Raw genomic sequence first — 16,778 nt, 5'->3', positions numbered from 1 at the left:
TTCAAAAATAAGAAACTAAATTACTTTTTCTTTAAAAGTATTAGTGAATTGTTTTGAATGTTGACAATTTTATTCATGAAATTTTTAAGGTATGGATAATATTCTGCAGGATAAATAGCTTTGTTAAAGTTTATTTTTATGGTTAAAGACAGTTCATTTTCAAAAACTGATGATGATAAAAATAGTTTACCTGAGTTGTTTGGTAAATTTGCTATTAGGGGGTTAGGTTTTTCTGCAACTTCATATTTATTTCCTAAGTTAAGTTTTAAAGTGTAATAATAAGAATCTTCATAACCAAAATCAATTGGGTAGCTTCTTTCTTGAAGTTTAAAAGGGTTTTCTGTAAAAAATTTAATGAAAAAAGGATTAAGGTAAATGTTTTCGCCTGTTTCTTCTGAGGTATATTCTATTTTATAGTTTTCATTAAAAATAGGAGAGGTAGGTGAAGTATCAGTAGTTTCATAGTCTAATACTATTAGGTTTGTAGATTTGTTTTCTAGGTTTTCTACATAAGCACTGTTATTTGTAAAATAGGCTTTTCTTTTTTTATAGGCATGATAACCTGTTGTTTTAGATTTAATAGTGCCAACAATTTTTTGGTTTTCTTTAATCTGCATTTTGGCTTCATACATAATACGTGATTTTTTAGGAATAATATCAAACCACTCACTTGCCAAATCAAAATCTAAAAGCCTACCATAAGAGTTTAAACATTTAAAAGGAAGTTCTCCAAAACTTAAATATTTATCGGTTGCATCTAATAGGTATGTTTTATTGTTAATAGTTGCATGAACTACTAAATAGTTAAATTCTGAAATTACCGGATAAATTTTTGTGGCAAATCCATTTTGTCTTGTTGATAATAATAATGGTTTTACTTTAAAGCCACTCTCTTCTAATATGTTATGCAGTAAAATATTAATAGAACCTACATTTCCTGATTTGTTTTTTAAAAGGTTTTTAATAGAAACATTTTTAAAAATTCTATTTTTCTCATTCCAAGTATAATTTTTTTGAACATACTCATAAATAGCTTTAGCTTTTTCTAAATCATTTGATGTTAAAATAATTTCTGTAGGAAGTAAGTCTTCTAACTTAACTGACTTTGAAAGCTGTTTACCAATGTTTGGATCTGTTTTTAATTCTTTATCAACATCTTTCCACGTTTTTGTATAATTTTTTACAGTACCATCAAAACCATTAAATGTTTGTAATTCGTATTCAATTCTAGATAAATAATTTGCTCTAGTGGTCATATAATTTTCTTCAATAAAAGCAGGAATGTCTTTCATGGCGTAAACTGTTTCTAAGCAATGAGCACTTGCGCCTCTTGGACCTTCTAAACAATTTTTTTTAACATTGGCAGTGTTGGTTACAAGTTTTTTACCTCCAACTAGCTTTATATTATAAATCCAATTACCAGGAATACTAGTTTGATATTCACTGTAAAGGGTTGGTATATTGTGCTGAAATTGCCAATCATAATATTTCCACATTAAATATTGCGGAGAGATTATGGTGTAGCTATACGTTATTACAGAGCCCTCTTTTACATTTGGTAATGTAAATTTTACAACATCATAATTTTCGTTATGGTTTTCTTTAAATATATCTTTTTTTCTTAGCTGCGTTTTCTCTACATTGCCATTTGTTAAATTATATGTGGTTGCAAAAATGTCTTCTATTTTTTGATAATTATTGCCATCTTTTTTATGTAAATAAATGGTAACAGTAGCTTTATCAAAACCTTCTTTATTTAAAATTTTTACTTTGTGCTGTTCTTCAGTATGAAGTTTATAGTCTGCAGCACTTAACCAACTTTTACCTTTTTGATAGATTATTAAAGCATTAGCAGTAGAGTCCTTTTCATATGTATTAGTTTTAATATCGGCTAAAGAAACCCGATAAGATTCAGAGTTGAATGATGTTTGAGAGAATAAACAGAGTGATGGAAGTAATAGCAAGATTAAGGTAATTCTCTTCATGAATTTTTATAATATTATTTTTTTTATTCTTTTATTCTTTCTTAAATAACTTTGAATAATATGTTGCGTATCTCTATTGTTATTCATTGGTGTTATAATAGATTTTAAAATATCTATATTGTTTATTTGATAATTTAGATTGAAATAACCAACCCCTTTAAAAATGCCGTTTTCAATTAAAATAGCGCTACGCTCATCTACATCACGCCCTTTATCTATAATTACCATGTTTTTATTAGAATAACTGTTTTTAGATATGAGTAATTCTACACGTTTGTTATAAACTTCAAAAGGTTCTTCATTAACACAAGCACCGTTACAAGCTTTTATATCATAATTAAAACAGCTTGTTTTTGTTTTATAAATACCTGTAAGTTTTTGGCATAATTGATATTTTTCAATTGCATTTAAAATAAAACTTTTACCACTTTGCCGGTTACTAAAAGTTGTAATGGGTTTTTTTCTACCATCTGCAACATCAATTTTTAAATTGATGTAATTGTTTTCATCAACAAAACTATACAAAGCATGGGTAAAGATAGTTCTGCGTAAAGCTCTGTTAAATATTGGTCTAATGCGCTTTATTTCTTCACTTTCTTTTAAAAGAGCCACTAATTCGCTACCTGTAGCTTCATAGGTTACAGACCTAACTAGGGCTTGAATTTTTTTTGATTTTGGGTTGGTATTGGTAAAGTGTTGGTTTATGCGTTTTTTTATGTTTTTGCTTTTACCAATATAGATAATTTCACCATCGGCTTTATGAATGTAATATACACCCGTTACAGCTGGTAAATCTGCAATAATATCATTATGTCTGGGCTCTAATTGATGTTTTGGGTTAGCTCTTACAGAATTTTTAATGATGTTTTTAGAAGTATCTTTATCTAAAAGCATTTTAAATAGTTTTACCGTAGCTAAAGCATCTCCCGAAGCACGGTGTCTATCTGAAACGGGAATACCTAAAGAGCGTACTAATTTACCTAAACTATATGATGGTTGTCCTGGAATTAAATTTTTGGATAGCTCTACCGTACAAAGCGATTTACGTTCATATTCAAAACCTAAACGTCTAAATTCTGTACATAAAATTCGGTAGTCAAACTGTGCATTATGAGCTACAATAATGCAGTCTTCAGTAATTTCAACAATGCGTTTTGCTACTTCGTAAAATTTAGGAGCATTACGCAGCATATTGTTATTTATTCCGGTAAGATTAACAACAAAGGGTTGAATGTCTTTTTCTGGGTTTACTAAACTTATAAACTGATCTACAACTTTATGGCCATCATATTTATAAATAGCAATTTCTGTAATGCCTTCTTCATTATACTTACCACCTGTGGTTTCTATGTCTAGTATTGCGTAAATTTGTTAAAAGTTAAAAGTTAAAAGTTAAAAGTTTTTTGTTCACCACTCACTATTCACTATTCACTATTCACTACTCACTACTCACACTCCATAATTACGTGTTCCAAATATACTGCTACCAATTCTTACCATATTACTGCCACATGCAATGGCAAGTTTGTAATCACCACTCATACCCATAGATATAGTTTTTAATTCACAGTTTTTAGTTTTCAGTTTTTTCAAACTTTCAAAAGTTGTCTTTACAAGATTAAATTCTTTTTTAACTTGCTCTTCTTTATCAGTAAAAGTTGCCATTCCCATGAGGCCGGTAACTTTAATGTTTTTTAAATCTGAAAAAGTTTCAGATTGAATTATATCTGAAACTTCAGAAGGATGCATTCCAAATTTTGAATCTTCAGAAGCTATTTTTATTTGAAGCAAACAGTTAATAATTCTGTTGTATTTTTTTGCTTGTTTATCAATTTCGGTAAGTAGTTTAAAATTGTCTACCCCATGAATTAAACTTACAAAACTTGCCATATACTTCACCTTATTTCTTTGAACATGACCAATCATATGCCATTCAATATCTTTGGGTAAAGCATTGTGTTTTTCTGCCATTTCTTGTATTTTATTTTCACCAAAAATGCGTTGTCCGGCATTGTAGGCTTCTAAAATATCAGAAATGGGTTTGGTTTTTGAAACGGCAACTAAAGTAACGTGTTTTGGTAGGGTAGATTTTATATTTTGAAGGTTGTCTTTTATTTGCATTATTTTAAAAATTGTGCAGCTACTTTTTCGGCTTTTTTAGTTTCTGTGTAATCATAAAAACCCTGACCAGATTTTATACCTAATTTCCCAGCACGTACCATATTTACTAACAGCGGACAAGGGGCATATTTAGGGTTTTTAAAACCATCATACATAACGTTTAAAATGGAAAGGCAAACATCTAACCCTATAAAATCTGCTAGTTGTAATGGACCCATAGGGTGTGCCATTCCTAATTTCATTACGGTATCAATTTCTTTAACACCAGCAACATTGTTGTATAACGTTTCAATAGATTCGTTTAGCATAGGCATTAAAATACGGTTGGCTACAAACCCAGGGTAATCATTTACCTCTACAGGAACTTTGTTTAAAGTTTTAGAAAGTTCCATGATGGTTTTGGTAACGTCATCACTGGTGTTATAACCTCGAATTACTTCAACCAATTTCATTATGGGTACAGGATTCATAAAATGCATACCAATAACTTTATTTGGGTTGTTTGTAACGCCAGCTATTTTTGTAATAGATATTGAAGAGGTGTTAGTAGCTAAAATGGTTTCTTTAGAACAAATCTCATCAAGTTGCTTAAAAATATTAAGTTTTAAATCAATGTTTTCAGTGGCAGCTTCAACCACTAAATCTGTATTTTTAACACCTTCTTTTAAACTAGTGAAACAAGAAATATTTGCTAATGTTTTAGCTTTATCTTCTTCAGTAATTTTCTCTTTAGCATGCATTCGGTCTAAATTCTTGCTAATAGTATTTAGTCCTTTTTTTAAAGAAGCTTCATTAATATCAATTAAATTAACTGTAAAACCACATTGAGCAAAGGTGTGAGCAATACCGTTACCCATGGTTCCTGCACCAATAACTGCAATATTTTTCATATTAAAAACTATTAATTATTTGGTTTGCAACACGTAGGGCTTCTGTACCATCATGAAGAGTTACTACAGGTGTAGTGTTTGTGTTTATAGCATTTGCAAAGGTTTCTAATTCATCTAAAATAGCGTTGTTATCTGCTATTTTTGGATTATCAAAATAGATTTGCTTTTTTACACCTTCGGCATTTTGAAGCACCATATCAAAATCTCCTGGGTTTTCTGGTGCATCTTTCATTTTAACTACTTCGCATTTTTTCTCTAAAAAGTCAACAGAGATATAAGCATCTTTTTGAAAGAAACGTGCTTTACGCATTTTTTTAAGAGAAATTCTACTAGCAGTTAAGTTGGCAACACAACCATTTTCAAACTCTAAGCGGGCATTTGCAATATCTGGAGTATCACTTATAACAGCTACTCCGCTTGCCGAAACATGTTTTACTTTAGATTTTACAATGCTTAAAATGATATCAATATCATGAATCATTAAATCTAAAACAACAGGTACATCGGTACCTCTAGGGTTAAATTCTGCTAACCTATGCGTTTCAATAAACATGGGTGCATTTATATCATTTTTCACCGCTAAAAAAGCAGGGTTAAAACGCTCAACATGTCCTACTTGACCTCTTAAACCATGTTTTGCAAGTAGTTCTCTTATATGTTCTGCCTCTTCAACTGTATTGGTAATAGGTTTTTCAATAAAAATATGTTTGCCTTTATCAATAGCTTTTTTGGCACAATCATAATGAGAGAGCGTAGGGGTAACAATGTCAACCATATCAACAGCATCAATAAGAGCATCAATAGAGTTGAAAAACTTATACCCGAATTCAGCTTCTACCTTTTTACCATTTTCTTCATCGGCATCATAAAAGCCTACTAGGTTGTATTTATTAGATTGATTTAATAGTCTTAAGTGAATTTTTCCGAGGTGGCCAGCACCAAGTACACCAGCGTTTAGCATAATATTTAGGTTTTTAACAAAAATAAGATATTTAGTAGATGAATATAATGATTTAAAGGTAAATTTTCCCTCAAAATAAATTCTTAATAAATTATTTTAAGCTTTAAAATGTTTGACTAATTTTAGCAAGCCAAACTTCTTGAAATTTGAAAGATACATTTAAGCATAAAGGATTAAGACAACAATTAGTTAACACTATTAAAGCCAAAGGGATAGCGGATGAAAAGGTTTTAAAAGCCATTGGTAATGTGCCAAGACATTTGTTTATGGATTCTGGATTTATAGACCATGCGTATCAAGATAAAGCATTTCCAATAGCAGCTAACCAAACCATATCGCAACCATACACGGTAGCTTTTCAATCAGAATTGCTAAACGTTAAAAATGGTGATAAAATTTTAGAAATTGGTACGGGTTGTGGCTATCAAACAGCTGTTTTGTGCGAATTGGGAGCAAAAGTTTATAGTATTGAAAGGCAAAATGAGTTGTTTAAAATTACAAGTAAGTTTTTGCCAAAACTTGGTTACAGAGCTAAAAAATTAATTTTTGGTGATGGTTATAAAGGCTTGCCAGAAGAAGCTCCTTTTGATGGTATTATTGTTACCGCTGGTGCGCCATTTGTACCAAAACCGTTATTAAGTCAGTTAAAAATAGGTGGTAGGTTAGTAATTCCTGTGGGTGATGATGTTCAAATAATGACTTTGTTTGTTAGGAAAGGACCTAAAGAGTTTGAGCAACATGAATATGGTGAGTTTAGGTTTGTGCCCTTGTTAGAGGATAAGAATTAGGTTTGCTGGGTTTTAGTTGTTAGTTGCTAGGAGTTTTATATTTTCACCATTCACCATTCACCATTCACTACTCACTATCCAAAAGTCCTGTATCAAACCCGTCAATACTTTTAGAGTTTTTTTCTTTGCGGTAGTTATTTAGGCGTTCTTCTCCTTGTTTTTCTGCCCATGCATTTAATTGATTGCGTTCTTCTTTAAAATCCATAAAAGGAACAGCATAACCGCATGATGTTTGAACAGTTTCAACTTGCATTTCAACTATTTGTCTAGTACCAGCTATTCTAGGAAATAAATTTATATATTCATTAAATTTAGACTCTCTCTTATGATATGTTTTTGCACTACCATAAAGTCTGAGGATAAGTGGTTTTCCTTCAAAAGCGCAGAACATAATGGTCATTCGGTCATTTTTTAATAAATGTGCAGCAGTTTCATTACCGCTTCCTGTTAAGTTTAACCAAACAACTTTGTTTTTATTTATAACTCTAAAACTATCTTGTCCTTTTGGCGATAAGTTTATTCTGCCTTTTTTAGCAGCAGTAGCTACAAAGAATATTTTTTGATTTTCTATAAATAATTTTAATTCTGGAGTAACTTCTGAGAAAAAGGTAGACATAAATTATTTTTTGGGTAAATATTTTTCTGGTATAGGGTTGTCCTCAGTTTCTTGTGTCCAGAAAACGTTTAGTATCCACCAGCGCTCACCATCATTCATTAGTTGAATACTATTTATACCACGCATAAATGGTTGTTCATCAGAATTGCTGTAAAATGCTTCGTAGGTACTAAATACTTGGGCTATATTTCCAAATTTTTGAACTTCACGGTGTATTTCTTTTTCAAAAAAACCATTTTCAGTTAACCATGTGCCAGAGGCTTTTACGTAATCACTAGGCGACATATATTTTGCTATATAATCTTTATTTTTGTTTTTACCAGACGGGATAAGTTTAGCATCTTTATGAAAAAGAAATTTGAATTGTTCCCAATTACGTTTTTCGCCTTTTTCACCAGAAATTGTATTGTATAGTGTTTTTATAGTTTTATCTAAAGTAGTTACTTTGGTACTATCTATAACAAATACTTCTTGGGGTGCTTCCTTATTGCCTTTTTTTTCTTTTTTTTGAGCTTGAACGGTTAGTGTTGTAAGAACTAAAAATAATGCTATAAAAATATTTTTCATGTTTAAATTAATTACTATTACAAAGTAAGAATTTTAATAAACTTTAACCGTTAAGTGTTTCTTAATTATTTAAAGTTCTTTTTAATCCTATCAAGGTTACGTTTATTATCACGGTCTTTAATGGTTTCTCTTTTATCGTATAATTTTTTACCTCTTGCTAGTGCAATGTTAAGTTTAGCGTAGCCTTTTTCATTTATAAACAGCTTAAGCGGAATAATGGTAAGCCCCGTGTTTTGAACCTCTTTTTGTAATTTTTTAAGTTCTCTTTTGTTTAAAAGTAATTTACGTGTAGCTTTTGGTTTGTGGTTGTAGTAGGTGCCATGGCTGTATTCTTCAATAGTCATATTAACCACAAAAAGTTCATTGCGGTCATTAAATTCACAAAAACTTTCGGCAATAGATGCTTTACCACTTCTAATAGATTTTATTTCGGTTCCGGTTAATACAATACCAGCCGTATATTTATCTAATATTTCGTATTGAAAGCGTGCTTTTTTATTTAATATGTTAATGTTTTTTTGCATGGAGCACAAAACTACATAAATTTATTATTTATTAGTGTTTAGTTTCATTATCCTTTAATGCCAAATAAACTCAAAATAATAGTTTAAATAAATAGAAATACAATTATTTTAGCAAAGCTTCAAATAAATTAGTATGAAAAACTTACTTCTGTGTATTTCTTTTTTAATACTTACAACTTCATGTGTAAGTGTAAAGAGATATAATGAACAAATTACAAATTTACATTCTATTGAAGATTTACAAAAAGATGTTGATAAGCTATATAAACAACTTAAAAAAAATCATCCTAGATTATACCAATATACACCCAAAGAGACTCTAGATTTTAAATTTGATAGTTTAAAAAAATCTATAAAAACTCCTATGAATTCTAGAGCATTTTATAAAAAATTAGCACCTGTAGTTGCTAATGTTAGGCAAGGGCATATAGCTGTTAGTTCTGCGTCTAAACAATTTAACAAACAAGAACGAAAAGAATTAAAGAAAAAGAAATTTGAGTTTTACGATTTAGATTTTGAATATTTAGAAGGTAAACTTTGGGTGAAAGCTAACAGGGGAAAAGATTCTACTTTGGTAGGTAGCGAAGTAATTAGTATTAATGATGAGCCTGCAAAAAAACTTGTAGAAACTTATAAAACACGTTTTTCATCAGATGGTTATAACACCACATTATATAACCGATATGTTAGCAAGGGGTTTGTTTATTATTACTATAAAGACAAAGGTTATTTAGATAGTTTAGAGATTACTTTTAAAAACAAAGATTCTTTATTTACTAAGATTTTAAAACGAATTCCGAAAAAAGAAAAGACCACCGAAAAACTAGCCGATTCTTTAAAAAATATTAAACCTCCAAAACCATCAAAAGAAGAAAAAAAAGAAAAAAAGCGTCTTGCTAAAAAACGTAAAAAAGATAATAGAAAATATGGTTACATAAGTAAAAGGAAACAATATACCAGAAATTTCAATTTTATAGGAAAAGATAGTTCTGTGGCTTACATGAAAATTAGAAGTTTTACCAATGGTAACTATAAAAAATTTTATAAAGAAAGCTTTAAAAAAATAGATTCATTAAAAACAAAATATTTCATTTTAGATTTACGTGATAATGGTGGTGGACGCATTGCAGAAATAGAAAAACTATATTCATATTTAACCGATAGAGAATATCAATTTATTTTAGAAAGTGAAGTAACTAACAGAACTCCGTTTTTTAAGTATTTAATGAGTAACACTACACCAAACGGTTTAAAAGTTGCTGCTGGTATTTTATCTCCTATAGTGTTAGTGCATAATTTATTACATGTAAAAAAGAAAGATGGTAAATTGTATTATAAATTTGGCGAGTCTAAAATTAAAAAACCAAATCCGTTAAATTACAAAGGTAAAATGTACGTACTAATAAATGGGAATTCTTTTTCGGCATCATCATTACTTTCAACTCATTTAAAAGCAACAAGAAGAGCCATTTTTGTTGGAGAAGAAACAGGTGGTGCCTATAACGGAACGGTTGCAGGAATATATAAGCTATACAGGTTGCCAACATCTAAATTAAAAATAAGAATGGGGTTAATGCAAATTGAAGCACCCCAAAAACAAACACCCGATGGTTATGGGGTTAAACCAGATGTAGAAATTCTGCCAACGGTTAAAGACTTTCAGTCACACTCAGATCCTCAATTAAATTGGATTTTAAAAGATATTGGGAAATTATAATTATTTTAGAATAATTCTATTAAAACAATAAATGTGCTTAAATTTTAATAATTTTTATAAATAGAATTAAAGGAAACACAATATTCTTCTATAATATGAAATTTTCATTGCCTTACCATAAAACATTTGTACTTTTGATATACCAATTTTTAAATAGAAAAATTAGTTTATGAATTCATATGATGTAGCCGTTATAGGTTCTGGTCCTGGTGGATATGTTGCTGCTATTAGATGCGCGCAATTAGGAATGAAAACCGCCATAATAGAAAAATACGCAACTTTAGGAGGTACTTGTTTAAATGTAGGTTGTATACCAAGTAAAGCACTTTTAGATTCTTCTCACCATTATGAAGATGCTGTAAAACATTTTGAAGAACACGGAATTGAAATTCCTGGAGATGTAAAAGTAAATCTTGAAAAAATGATTGCCCGAAAACAAGCTGTTGTAGATCAAACAACTGGTGGTATTGATTTTTTAATGAAGAAGAATAAGATTGATGTATATCAAGGTTTAGGAAGCTTTAAAGATGCAACACACATTATCATTACAGGAGAACAAACTACCGAAATTGAAGCAAAAAATACCATTATTGCAACCGGAAGTAAACCATCTAGCTTACCGTTTATAAATATTGATAAAGAACGTATCATTACATCAACCGAAGCTTTAAAGCTTAAAGAAATACCAAAACATTTAATTGTTATTGGTGGTGGTGTAATAGGTTTAGAGCTTGGGCAAGTTTACAAACGTTTGGGTGCCGAAGTTTCTGTTGTTGAGTATGCCGATAGAATTGTACCAACTATGGATGCCGGTGTTTCAAAAGAATTAAATAAAGTTTTAAAGAAACAAAAATTCAAAATTAATGCATCACACAAAGTAAAATCTGTTGAGCGTGTTGGTGATGAAGTTATAGTAAAAGCCGATAATAAAAAAGGCGAAGAAGTAGAATTTAAAGGCGATTACTGTTTAGTATCTGTTGGTCGTCGTCCTTACACTGATGGTTTAAATGCCGAAGCAGCTGGTGTTAAGCTAGACGAAAGAGGTAGAGTAGAAGTTAATGATCATTTGCAAACTAACGTTTCAAATATTTATGCTATAGGTGATGTTGTAAAAGGTGCCATGTTAGCCCATAAAGCTGAAGAAGAAGGTGTTTTTGTTGCAGAAATTTTAGCAGGACAAAAACCACATATTGATTATAATTTAATTCCAGGTGTGGTTTACACATGGCCAGAAGTTGCTGCTGTTGGTAAAACCGAAGAACAATTAAAAGAAGCTGGTGTAGATTATAAAGTTGGTCAATTTCCTATGCGTGCTTTAGGTAGAGCTAGAGCAAGTATGGATATAGATGGTTTTGTAAAAGTATTAGCCGATAAAAATACCGATGAAATTTTAGGTGTTCATATGGTTGGTGCTCGTGCTGCCGATATGATTGCTGAAGCTGTTGTTGCTATGGAATATAGAGCTAGTGCCGAAGATGTTTCTAGAATGTCTCATGCGCACCCAACATTTACAGAGGCTATAAAAGAAGCGGCTTTAGCAGCTACTGATGATAGAGCATTACATGTGTAATAATTGCTATATAACTCTAACTCAAATAAAAAAAGCAAATCTTATCGGTTTGCTTTTTTTATTTGATGTTTTGAACTTTACTATAAAACTTCACTTTTAATGTTAAGTTTTTAATATAAATAATAGTAACAATGTCATTTTAATATTGTTCTAGAAGTTTTAACACCTCTTTTTTATAACCTCTACTTATTGGTAAAGCCTTTTTTAATATAGTAATGTGTTCATTGGTAAATGATGTAATTTGCTCTAATGCAATGATGTAAGAACGGTGTATTCTTAAAAATTTGTGTTTAGGTAATTTTGCTTCAATAGCACTAATGGTTTCTCGTGTTATTATGGTTTTGTTATTTAAATGAATTTTTAAATAATCACTATAACTTTCAATATAAACAATGTCATCAAAATTAATTTTAATCATTTTTCTATCTGCACGAACAAAAATAAACCCATTAAAGTCTTTACTATTTTCTATTTGCTTTTCGTTGCGCTGTAGAGTTTCAAAGTAATTGTTAACCGCTTTTAATAAACGTTCAAAAGCAATAGGTTTTAATAAATAATCAACAGCTTTAAGCTCAAAACCTTCTACAGCATAATCTCTATAAGCTGTTGTAAAAATAATTTTAATGTTTTTATTTATAGATTTTGCAAACGAAATACCCGATATTTCTGGCATATTAATATCTAAAAAAACAAGATCTATTTTAGTTGTGTTTATCCAATTAAAAGCTTCAAGAGCATTACTACAACTAGCAACAACACTTATATTATTAATTTTAGAAAGATGTGTTGCTATAACTTCTCTAGCTATAATTTCGTCATCAATAATTAAACACGATATGGAGGTATTGTTTATCAAAAGTTTAAAATTAATTCTACTTTAAAGTTTGGTGTATTATCATCAATTTTTATTGAATATTTGTTGGCGTAAAGTAAATCTAAACGTTTTTTTATATTTTCTAATCCAATGCCATTAGTAGGTGTTTTAGATTTTTTACTAGTATTAATTATTGAAAAATAAATTTTATTGGGTTTGCAAGTTAAATTAATATTAACACTTAAAACACCATGTTTTATAAAACCATGTTTAAAGCTGTTTTCAACAAAAGGTAGTAAAAGCATTGGGGCTATTTTTTGAGTAACATCAATATTTGTTGTTTTAAAAGAAATCTTTAATGTATCATTAAATCGCATTTCTTCTAAAGCAATATAATCTTTTATATGAGCAATTTCTTCAGTTAAGAGTACAAATGGTTTATCTGCTTGATATAATAAATAGTCTAGTAAATTAGAAAGTTTTAGTATCATTTCTGGGGTTTCGTCTGCTTTTTTTAATGCAAATCCATATATGGTATTTAGAGTGTTGAACAAAAAATGCGGATGAATTTGCATTTTTAAATAATTCAATTCTTGTTCTTTCAATTTTAGTTGAGTGTCTAAAATTTTTGTTTTTAGCGCACTGTTTTGTTCAGAATTTTTAAAATTAAGTTTTAATAGTTTAAAAGCGCTTACTATAAAAGCTACTAAATAAACAGCTGTAATAACAAACAGCATGTTTTTTGTGGCAGGGGCCATTTGTTCATATTTAAAGTTTGATATGTAAATCAAACTAAAAAATATAGAAACCATAACTAAATATACCGAAACTATAAAGGTGTAACTACTATATAGAACAAAAAGGGCATACCGTTTTTTTACCAAATAATCTGGAATTAATTTATATACAGATACATAAGAAACCGCTATGGTTATTGGCATTAAAAAACCAGCAAACCACAGAGTGTCATTAAAATTTTTACTATCTGCACCAAAAAGATAAGTGAAAAATAAAAGTACTCCCAACCAAAAAAGCAAGTGTAAAAACGCGTGCCCAATTTTATTTATAATAAACTGTGTTGAAAGCATTATTGCATGTATTAATACAATAATAACATATTTTTACATGGTAAATCTTATTTTGTAGACGAATAACCAATTTAAGGATGGATTTTGCAACACTGTTATTTCCTGTGCTAATTTGGTTATTGGTCTCATTTTAATTTTCAAACCTATAAAAGGTATTAAGTTTGGGTATGTTCAATTAAAAACCGTTAATTATGAGTTTATTTTTAATTTCTTTATTTGCTGAAAAATTGGTTATTTCTTTACAATTTGTTGATCGTTTTAATGAGGGCGGACCATTATTTATGTCTTTAATATTAATATGTCTGTTATTGTCTGTATTTTTTATTATTATGAGTTTCATCAATCTAAAAAAAAACGAACTACTTTCAAAAAAATACATAAGGTTAACTACAGACTCCAGCTTGCTAGGTTTAGTTTTGGGTTTTCTAGGTTCAGTAATAGGATTAATTACAGCTTTCGATTCAATTGAAGCAATGGGAAGTCCAAGCCCTGAGATTTTTGCGGGTGGTCTTAAAGTATCACTTCTAACAGCTACATTTGGGTTGTTTTCTTTTATAATTGCTAGATTAGGTATTCTTATTTTAAGATGGTTTAGTAGCGCAGATAAAGAAGTTGCAGAATAAATTTTACTAACACAAATTAAAAAAGTGAACCTAAGGTTCACTTTTTTTATAGCAATATTGCATTTATTTTTAAAAACTAAAATTTATGCTTTTAAGTTTAAAAAATTTAATGAAAGCAATTAATAAATTAAAACTTCATTTAGTTTATCAAAGGTAATTTCCTTAAAATCTTTAATAACCATATTGGCTTTAGAATAGTCTTGGTTTTTTGAATGAAAACTGTCATAACCAACACAGTAAATACCAGCTGAATGAGCTGCAAGAATACCATTGGTAGAATCTTCAATAACCATACATTCTTCTCTTTTAAAACCAGAGGCTTCTGCTGCTTTTATAAATATTTCGGGGTGTGGTTTAGATTGTTTTAAATCTGCACCACTTAATTTTGCTTTAAAATATTTATCTAAATCAAAACGTTCAAAAATTTGATTAATACTTGTCATTGCAGCCGATGAACCTAGAACTAAAGTTAACCCATTACTATGGTAATCTTTAATTAAATCTAAAACGCCATCAATAAGGGTTAAATTAGAGTTGGTTTCAAAAAAGTGTTTGTAATACTTTCTTTTTAAAGCCACTAAGGTTTCTGGAGATTGTTTAAGATTAAAATGACTGCACAAACGTTTGCAAATATTTATGGTAGATTGTCCTGTAAAAGACTCATACAGTTCTGTTGAAACTTCAATACCAACATGGTTAAACATATCATTGTAGGCTTTATTATGAAGTGGTTCACTGTCTATAATAACCCCATCCATATCAAAAATAACTGCTTTAAGCATATTAACTTTTTTTTTGACTAAGATAAGCAATTGATAAAAGTTGCTTGTAAAATATTTTGGTGTTTTAAAATTATATAAGCACTTTAGCCAAATTAATATTAAACTATTAGAGGTGACTTCACAATTACATCATAAAAACAGGCATAAATTTGGTTATGATTTTGATGTTTTATGTAGTGTATTTCCTAGTTTAAAACCTTTTGTGTTTTTTAATAAACACAAAACATTAACTATAGATTTTGCTAACCCTAAAGCAGTTAAAGCGCTTAATACAAGTTTGTTATTAGCATATTATAATGTTAAGTTTTGGGAGTTTCCAGATGAAAACCTATGTCCGCCAATTCCGGGTAGAGTAGATTATATTCATAACATAAACGATTTGTTAGTTGAAACTAAAATATTTGAAAAAATTAAAGTTTTAGATATAGGAACAGGAGCTAGTTGTATTTATCCTATTCTAGGAAATGCAGAGTACCAATGGGATTTTGTTGGAACTGATATTGATAAAACTTCTTTAAAACATGCACAACATATTATTGATAAAAATGATTTATTTAATAGCATTTCGTTGAGGTTTCAAGAAAACAGTCAGCATATTTTAAAAGGCATTTTAACTTCTGCTGACAGATTTTCAATAACTATGTGTAATCCTCCTTTCTATAAATCAGAACAAGAAGCTATTGCTGCTACTACTAGAAAATTAAAAGGATTAAATAAATCTCAGGTCAAATTAATTAGAAACTTTTCTGGTAAACATAATGAACTTTGGTATAAAGGTGGCGAAAAAGCATTTCTTCATAATTATATATATGAAAGTTCTTTATATAAAGATCAGTGTATTTGGTTTACATCGTTAGTTTCTAAAAAAGAATTGATTAGAAGTTTGAAAGTATCTCTTAAAAAACTAAATGCTAAAACTGTTAAAGTTATTAATATGGGGCAAGGCAATAAATTATCAAGAATTATTGCTTGGACATTTCAAGAATAACTATTCTGTTTTTTTTCTAAAATCTACTTTGTAAAAGAATCCTAGCTGTAATCTATGTAAATCTAACCCACTTATTTTTCTGTTTAAATAACCTACTTGAAGATTGGCTGCTTTAAAAATATTTATGCCTAAAGCACCATAGGCTCTATTTTCTGTAAAACCATCATTTTTTTGGGTTTGAATGGTCCAAATAAATTCATTATTAAGTCTAATAAAAAGAGTTTTATTCAATGTTATTTTGGTGCCTACTCTATAGCGTATTCTATTGTGCATTACATTTTTAGTAGGGGCAGGTTTATTTAAAAATCGTTGCTCCAGCCTTAATCTATGGTCAATAGGTAGGTTAGCCAATTTGTGCTTGTAACCTAGTTGCTCATATGTTCTATTTTCATAAGTGTGTGGTCCACTTTTTTCAAAACCACTATCTATATCCATCCATCCATAAGCTACAGATGTGGTAAGTTTAGGAGAAATATGATAGTTAAAAGCCAAATTAGTAAACAAAAAATTAAAATTATCGGCAATTTCATAATGCCATGATTGTACAACATTACTAACACTAACCTTGTCTGAAATTCTATAGGTTGCACCATAGGTAAACCAAGATCCCATTTTGTCTTCAACAGGAGATTGTGCAAAAATATTTAGACTTAAAAACAGTAATAAAAGGGCAAAATATCGTTTCATTTTAAATAAAATAATGGTTAATTATAAAGGGAGTTCTTAAGAACTCCCTTTTTGATA

17 protein-coding genes are annotated in these 16,778 nt (G+C 29.5%); 5 read left to right on the top strand and 12 right to left on the bottom strand.

Annotation, left to right across the window (positions count from 1 at the left end; genetic code table 11):
• Nucleotides 1–20: 20 nt before the first annotated feature.
• From J1D01_RS10255 to J1D01_RS10235, 5 genes are all read right to left on the bottom strand, one after another.
• A complete protein-coding gene (locus J1D01_RS10255) occupies nucleotides 21–1,985 on the bottom strand; it encodes a DUF3857 domain-containing protein (protein WP_421150732.1) in 1,965 nt (654 codons plus the stop codon).
• 6 nt (nucleotides 1,986–1,991) lie between these two features.
• Nucleotides 1,992–3,353 (bottom strand): exonuclease domain-containing protein, encoded by a 1,362-nt coding sequence (locus tag J1D01_RS10250; protein WP_421150846.1) that lies wholly within the window; start codon nucleotides 3,351–3,353, stop codon nucleotides 1,992–1,994.
• Nucleotides 3,354–3,434: 81 nt separating this feature from the next.
• Nucleotides 3,435–4,106, bottom strand: coding sequence for a YggS family pyridoxal phosphate-dependent enzyme (locus tag J1D01_RS10245; RefSeq protein ID WP_421150731.1), 672 nt, complete (start codon nucleotides 4,104–4,106; stop codon nucleotides 3,435–3,437).
• Nucleotides 4,106–4,996: a 3-hydroxyacyl-CoA dehydrogenase family protein gene (locus J1D01_RS10240; RefSeq protein ID WP_421150730.1), complete on the bottom strand. Its 891-nt coding sequence runs from the start codon at nucleotides 4,994–4,996 to the stop codon at nucleotides 4,106–4,108. Before J1D01_RS10240 ends, J1D01_RS10245 begins: the two co-directional genes overlap by 1 nt.
• A gap of 1 nt (nucleotide 4,997) precedes the next feature.
• Nucleotides 4,998–5,957, bottom strand: coding sequence for a Gfo/Idh/MocA family protein (locus J1D01_RS10235; RefSeq protein WP_421150729.1), 960 nt, complete (start codon nucleotides 5,955–5,957; stop codon nucleotides 4,998–5,000).
• 146 nt (nucleotides 5,958–6,103) lie between these two features.
• On the opposite strand from J1D01_RS10235, the gene J1D01_RS10230 reads away from it, so the two are divergent.
• Complete coding sequence (locus J1D01_RS10230) at nucleotides 6,104–6,745, top strand: protein-L-isoaspartate(D-aspartate) O-methyltransferase (RefSeq protein WP_372938877.1); 642 nt, start codon at nucleotides 6,104–6,106, stop codon at nucleotides 6,743–6,745.
• A gap of 67 nt (nucleotides 6,746–6,812) precedes the next feature.
• Here the strand turns inward: J1D01_RS10230 and J1D01_RS10225 are convergent, their stop codons facing one another.
• The 3 genes from J1D01_RS10225 to smpB all read right to left on the bottom strand — a co-directional run bounded on the left by J1D01_RS10225 (nucleotide 6,813) and on the right by smpB (nucleotide 8,452).
• Complete coding sequence (locus J1D01_RS10225; RefSeq protein ID WP_421150728.1) at nucleotides 6,813–7,361, bottom strand: pyridoxamine 5'-phosphate oxidase family protein; 549 nt, start codon at nucleotides 7,359–7,361, stop codon at nucleotides 6,813–6,815.
• A gap of 3 nt (nucleotides 7,362–7,364) precedes the next feature.
• A complete protein-coding gene (locus tag J1D01_RS10220; RefSeq protein WP_372938894.1) occupies nucleotides 7,365–7,928 on the bottom strand; it encodes a hypothetical protein in 564 nt (187 codons plus the stop codon).
• Between the two features lie 65 nt (nucleotides 7,929–7,993).
• Nucleotides 7,994–8,452 (bottom strand): SsrA-binding protein SmpB, encoded by a 459-nt coding sequence (gene smpB, locus J1D01_RS10215; RefSeq protein ID WP_421150727.1) that lies wholly within the window; start codon nucleotides 8,450–8,452, stop codon nucleotides 7,994–7,996.
• 133 nt (nucleotides 8,453–8,585) lie between these two features.
• On the opposite strand from smpB, the gene J1D01_RS10210 reads away from it, so the two are divergent.
• Both J1D01_RS10210 and lpdA read left to right on the top strand, forming a co-directional pair.
• A complete protein-coding gene (locus J1D01_RS10210; protein WP_421150726.1) occupies nucleotides 8,586–10,169 on the top strand; it encodes a S41 family peptidase in 1,584 nt (527 codons plus the stop codon).
• A gap of 169 nt (nucleotides 10,170–10,338) precedes the next feature.
• The gene (lpdA, locus tag J1D01_RS10205; protein ID WP_421150725.1) at nucleotides 10,339–11,739 is read left to right on the top strand and encodes a dihydrolipoyl dehydrogenase; all 1,401 of its coding nucleotides are present in this window, start codon (nucleotides 10,339–10,341) and stop codon (nucleotides 11,737–11,739) included.
• 139 nt (nucleotides 11,740–11,878) lie between these two features.
• Here the strand turns inward: lpdA and J1D01_RS10200 are convergent, their stop codons facing one another.
• Nucleotides 11,879–12,595, bottom strand: coding sequence for a LytR/AlgR family response regulator transcription factor (locus J1D01_RS10200; RefSeq protein WP_421150724.1), 717 nt, complete (start codon nucleotides 12,593–12,595; stop codon nucleotides 11,879–11,881).
• Complete coding sequence (locus J1D01_RS10195; RefSeq protein ID WP_421150723.1) at nucleotides 12,592–13,641, bottom strand: sensor histidine kinase; 1,050 nt, start codon at nucleotides 13,639–13,641, stop codon at nucleotides 12,592–12,594. The genes J1D01_RS10200 and J1D01_RS10195 overlap by 4 nt, the downstream gene beginning before the upstream one ends.
• A gap of 191 nt (nucleotides 13,642–13,832) precedes the next feature.
• Between J1D01_RS10195 and J1D01_RS10190 the strand changes: the two genes are divergently transcribed.
• Nucleotides 13,833–14,264, top strand: coding sequence for a MotA/TolQ/ExbB proton channel family protein (locus J1D01_RS10190; protein WP_372937331.1), 432 nt, complete (start codon nucleotides 13,833–13,835; stop codon nucleotides 14,262–14,264).
• 119 nt (nucleotides 14,265–14,383) lie between these two features.
• On the opposite strand, the gene J1D01_RS10185 is transcribed toward J1D01_RS10190, so the two are convergent.
• Nucleotides 14,384–15,046, bottom strand: a complete 663-nt coding sequence (locus J1D01_RS10185) for an HAD family hydrolase (protein WP_372937330.1) — start codon at nucleotides 15,044–15,046, stop codon at nucleotides 14,384–14,386.
• Nucleotides 15,047–15,158: 112 nt separating this feature from the next.
• Here J1D01_RS10185 and rlmF point away from each other — a divergent pair, with 112 nt between their 5' ends.
• Entirely contained in the window at nucleotides 15,159–16,034 is an 876-nt protein-coding gene (rlmF, locus tag J1D01_RS10180; protein WP_421150722.1) for a 23S rRNA (adenine(1618)-N(6))-methyltransferase RlmF, read from the top strand.
• Here the strand turns inward: rlmF and J1D01_RS10175 are convergent, their stop codons facing one another.
• Nucleotides 16,035–16,721 carry a DUF2490 domain-containing protein gene (locus J1D01_RS10175; protein ID WP_421150721.1) on the bottom strand — a complete coding sequence of 229 codons (687 nt, stop codon included), beginning with the start codon at nucleotides 16,719–16,721 and terminating at the stop codon, nucleotides 16,035–16,037. It abuts the gene before it with no gap.
• Nucleotides 16,722–16,778: the final 57 nt, after the last annotated feature.

It is taken from the genome of Seonamhaeicola sp. NFXS20, from assembly GCF_049132085.1.
Taxonomy (GTDB): domain Bacteria; phylum Bacteroidota; class Bacteroidia; order Flavobacteriales; family Flavobacteriaceae; genus Seonamhaeicola.
The sequence above is the reverse complement of the archived record's forward strand: the minus strand, read 5'-3'. Positions and strand labels throughout refer to the sequence as shown.

Coding starts and splice junctions, on each gene's coding strand:
- J1D01_RS10255 (WP_421150732.1), bottom strand. CDS start 1,985: ATGAAGAGAATTACCTTAATCTTGCTATTACTTCCATCACTCTGTTTA.
- J1D01_RS10245 (WP_421150731.1), bottom strand. CDS start 4,106: ATGCAAATAAAAGACAACCTTCAAAATATAAAATCTACCCTACCAAAA.
- J1D01_RS10240 (WP_421150730.1), bottom strand. CDS start 4,996: ATGAAAAATATTGCAGTTATTGGTGCAGGAACCATGGGTAACGGTATT.
- J1D01_RS10235 (WP_421150729.1), bottom strand. CDS start 5,957: ATGCTAAACGCTGGTGTACTTGGTGCTGGCCACCTCGGAAAAATTCAC.
- J1D01_RS10225 (WP_421150728.1), bottom strand. CDS start 7,361: ATGTCTACCTTTTTCTCAGAAGTTACTCCAGAATTAAAATTATTTATA.
- J1D01_RS10220 (WP_372938894.1), bottom strand. CDS start 7,928: ATGAAAAATATTTTTATAGCATTATTTTTAGTTCTTACAACACTAACC.
- smpB (WP_421150727.1), bottom strand. CDS start 8,452: ATGCAAAAAAACATTAACATATTAAATAAAAAAGCACGCTTTCAATAC.
- J1D01_RS10210 (WP_421150726.1), top strand. CDS start 8,586: ATGAAAAACTTACTTCTGTGTATTTCTTTTTTAATACTTACAACTTCA.
- lpdA (WP_421150725.1), top strand. CDS start 10,339: ATGAATTCATATGATGTAGCCGTTATAGGTTCTGGTCCTGGTGGATAT.
- J1D01_RS10195 (WP_421150723.1), bottom strand. CDS start 13,641: ATGCTTTCAACACAGTTTATTATAAATAAAATTGGGCACGCGTTTTTA.
- J1D01_RS10190 (WP_372937331.1), top strand. CDS start 13,833: ATGAGTTTATTTTTAATTTCTTTATTTGCTGAAAAATTGGTTATTTCT.
- J1D01_RS10185 (WP_372937330.1), bottom strand. CDS start 15,046: ATGCTTAAAGCAGTTATTTTTGATATGGATGGGGTTATTATAGACAGT.
- J1D01_RS10175 (WP_421150721.1), bottom strand. CDS start 16,721: ATGAAACGATATTTTGCCCTTTTATTACTGTTTTTAAGTCTAAATATT.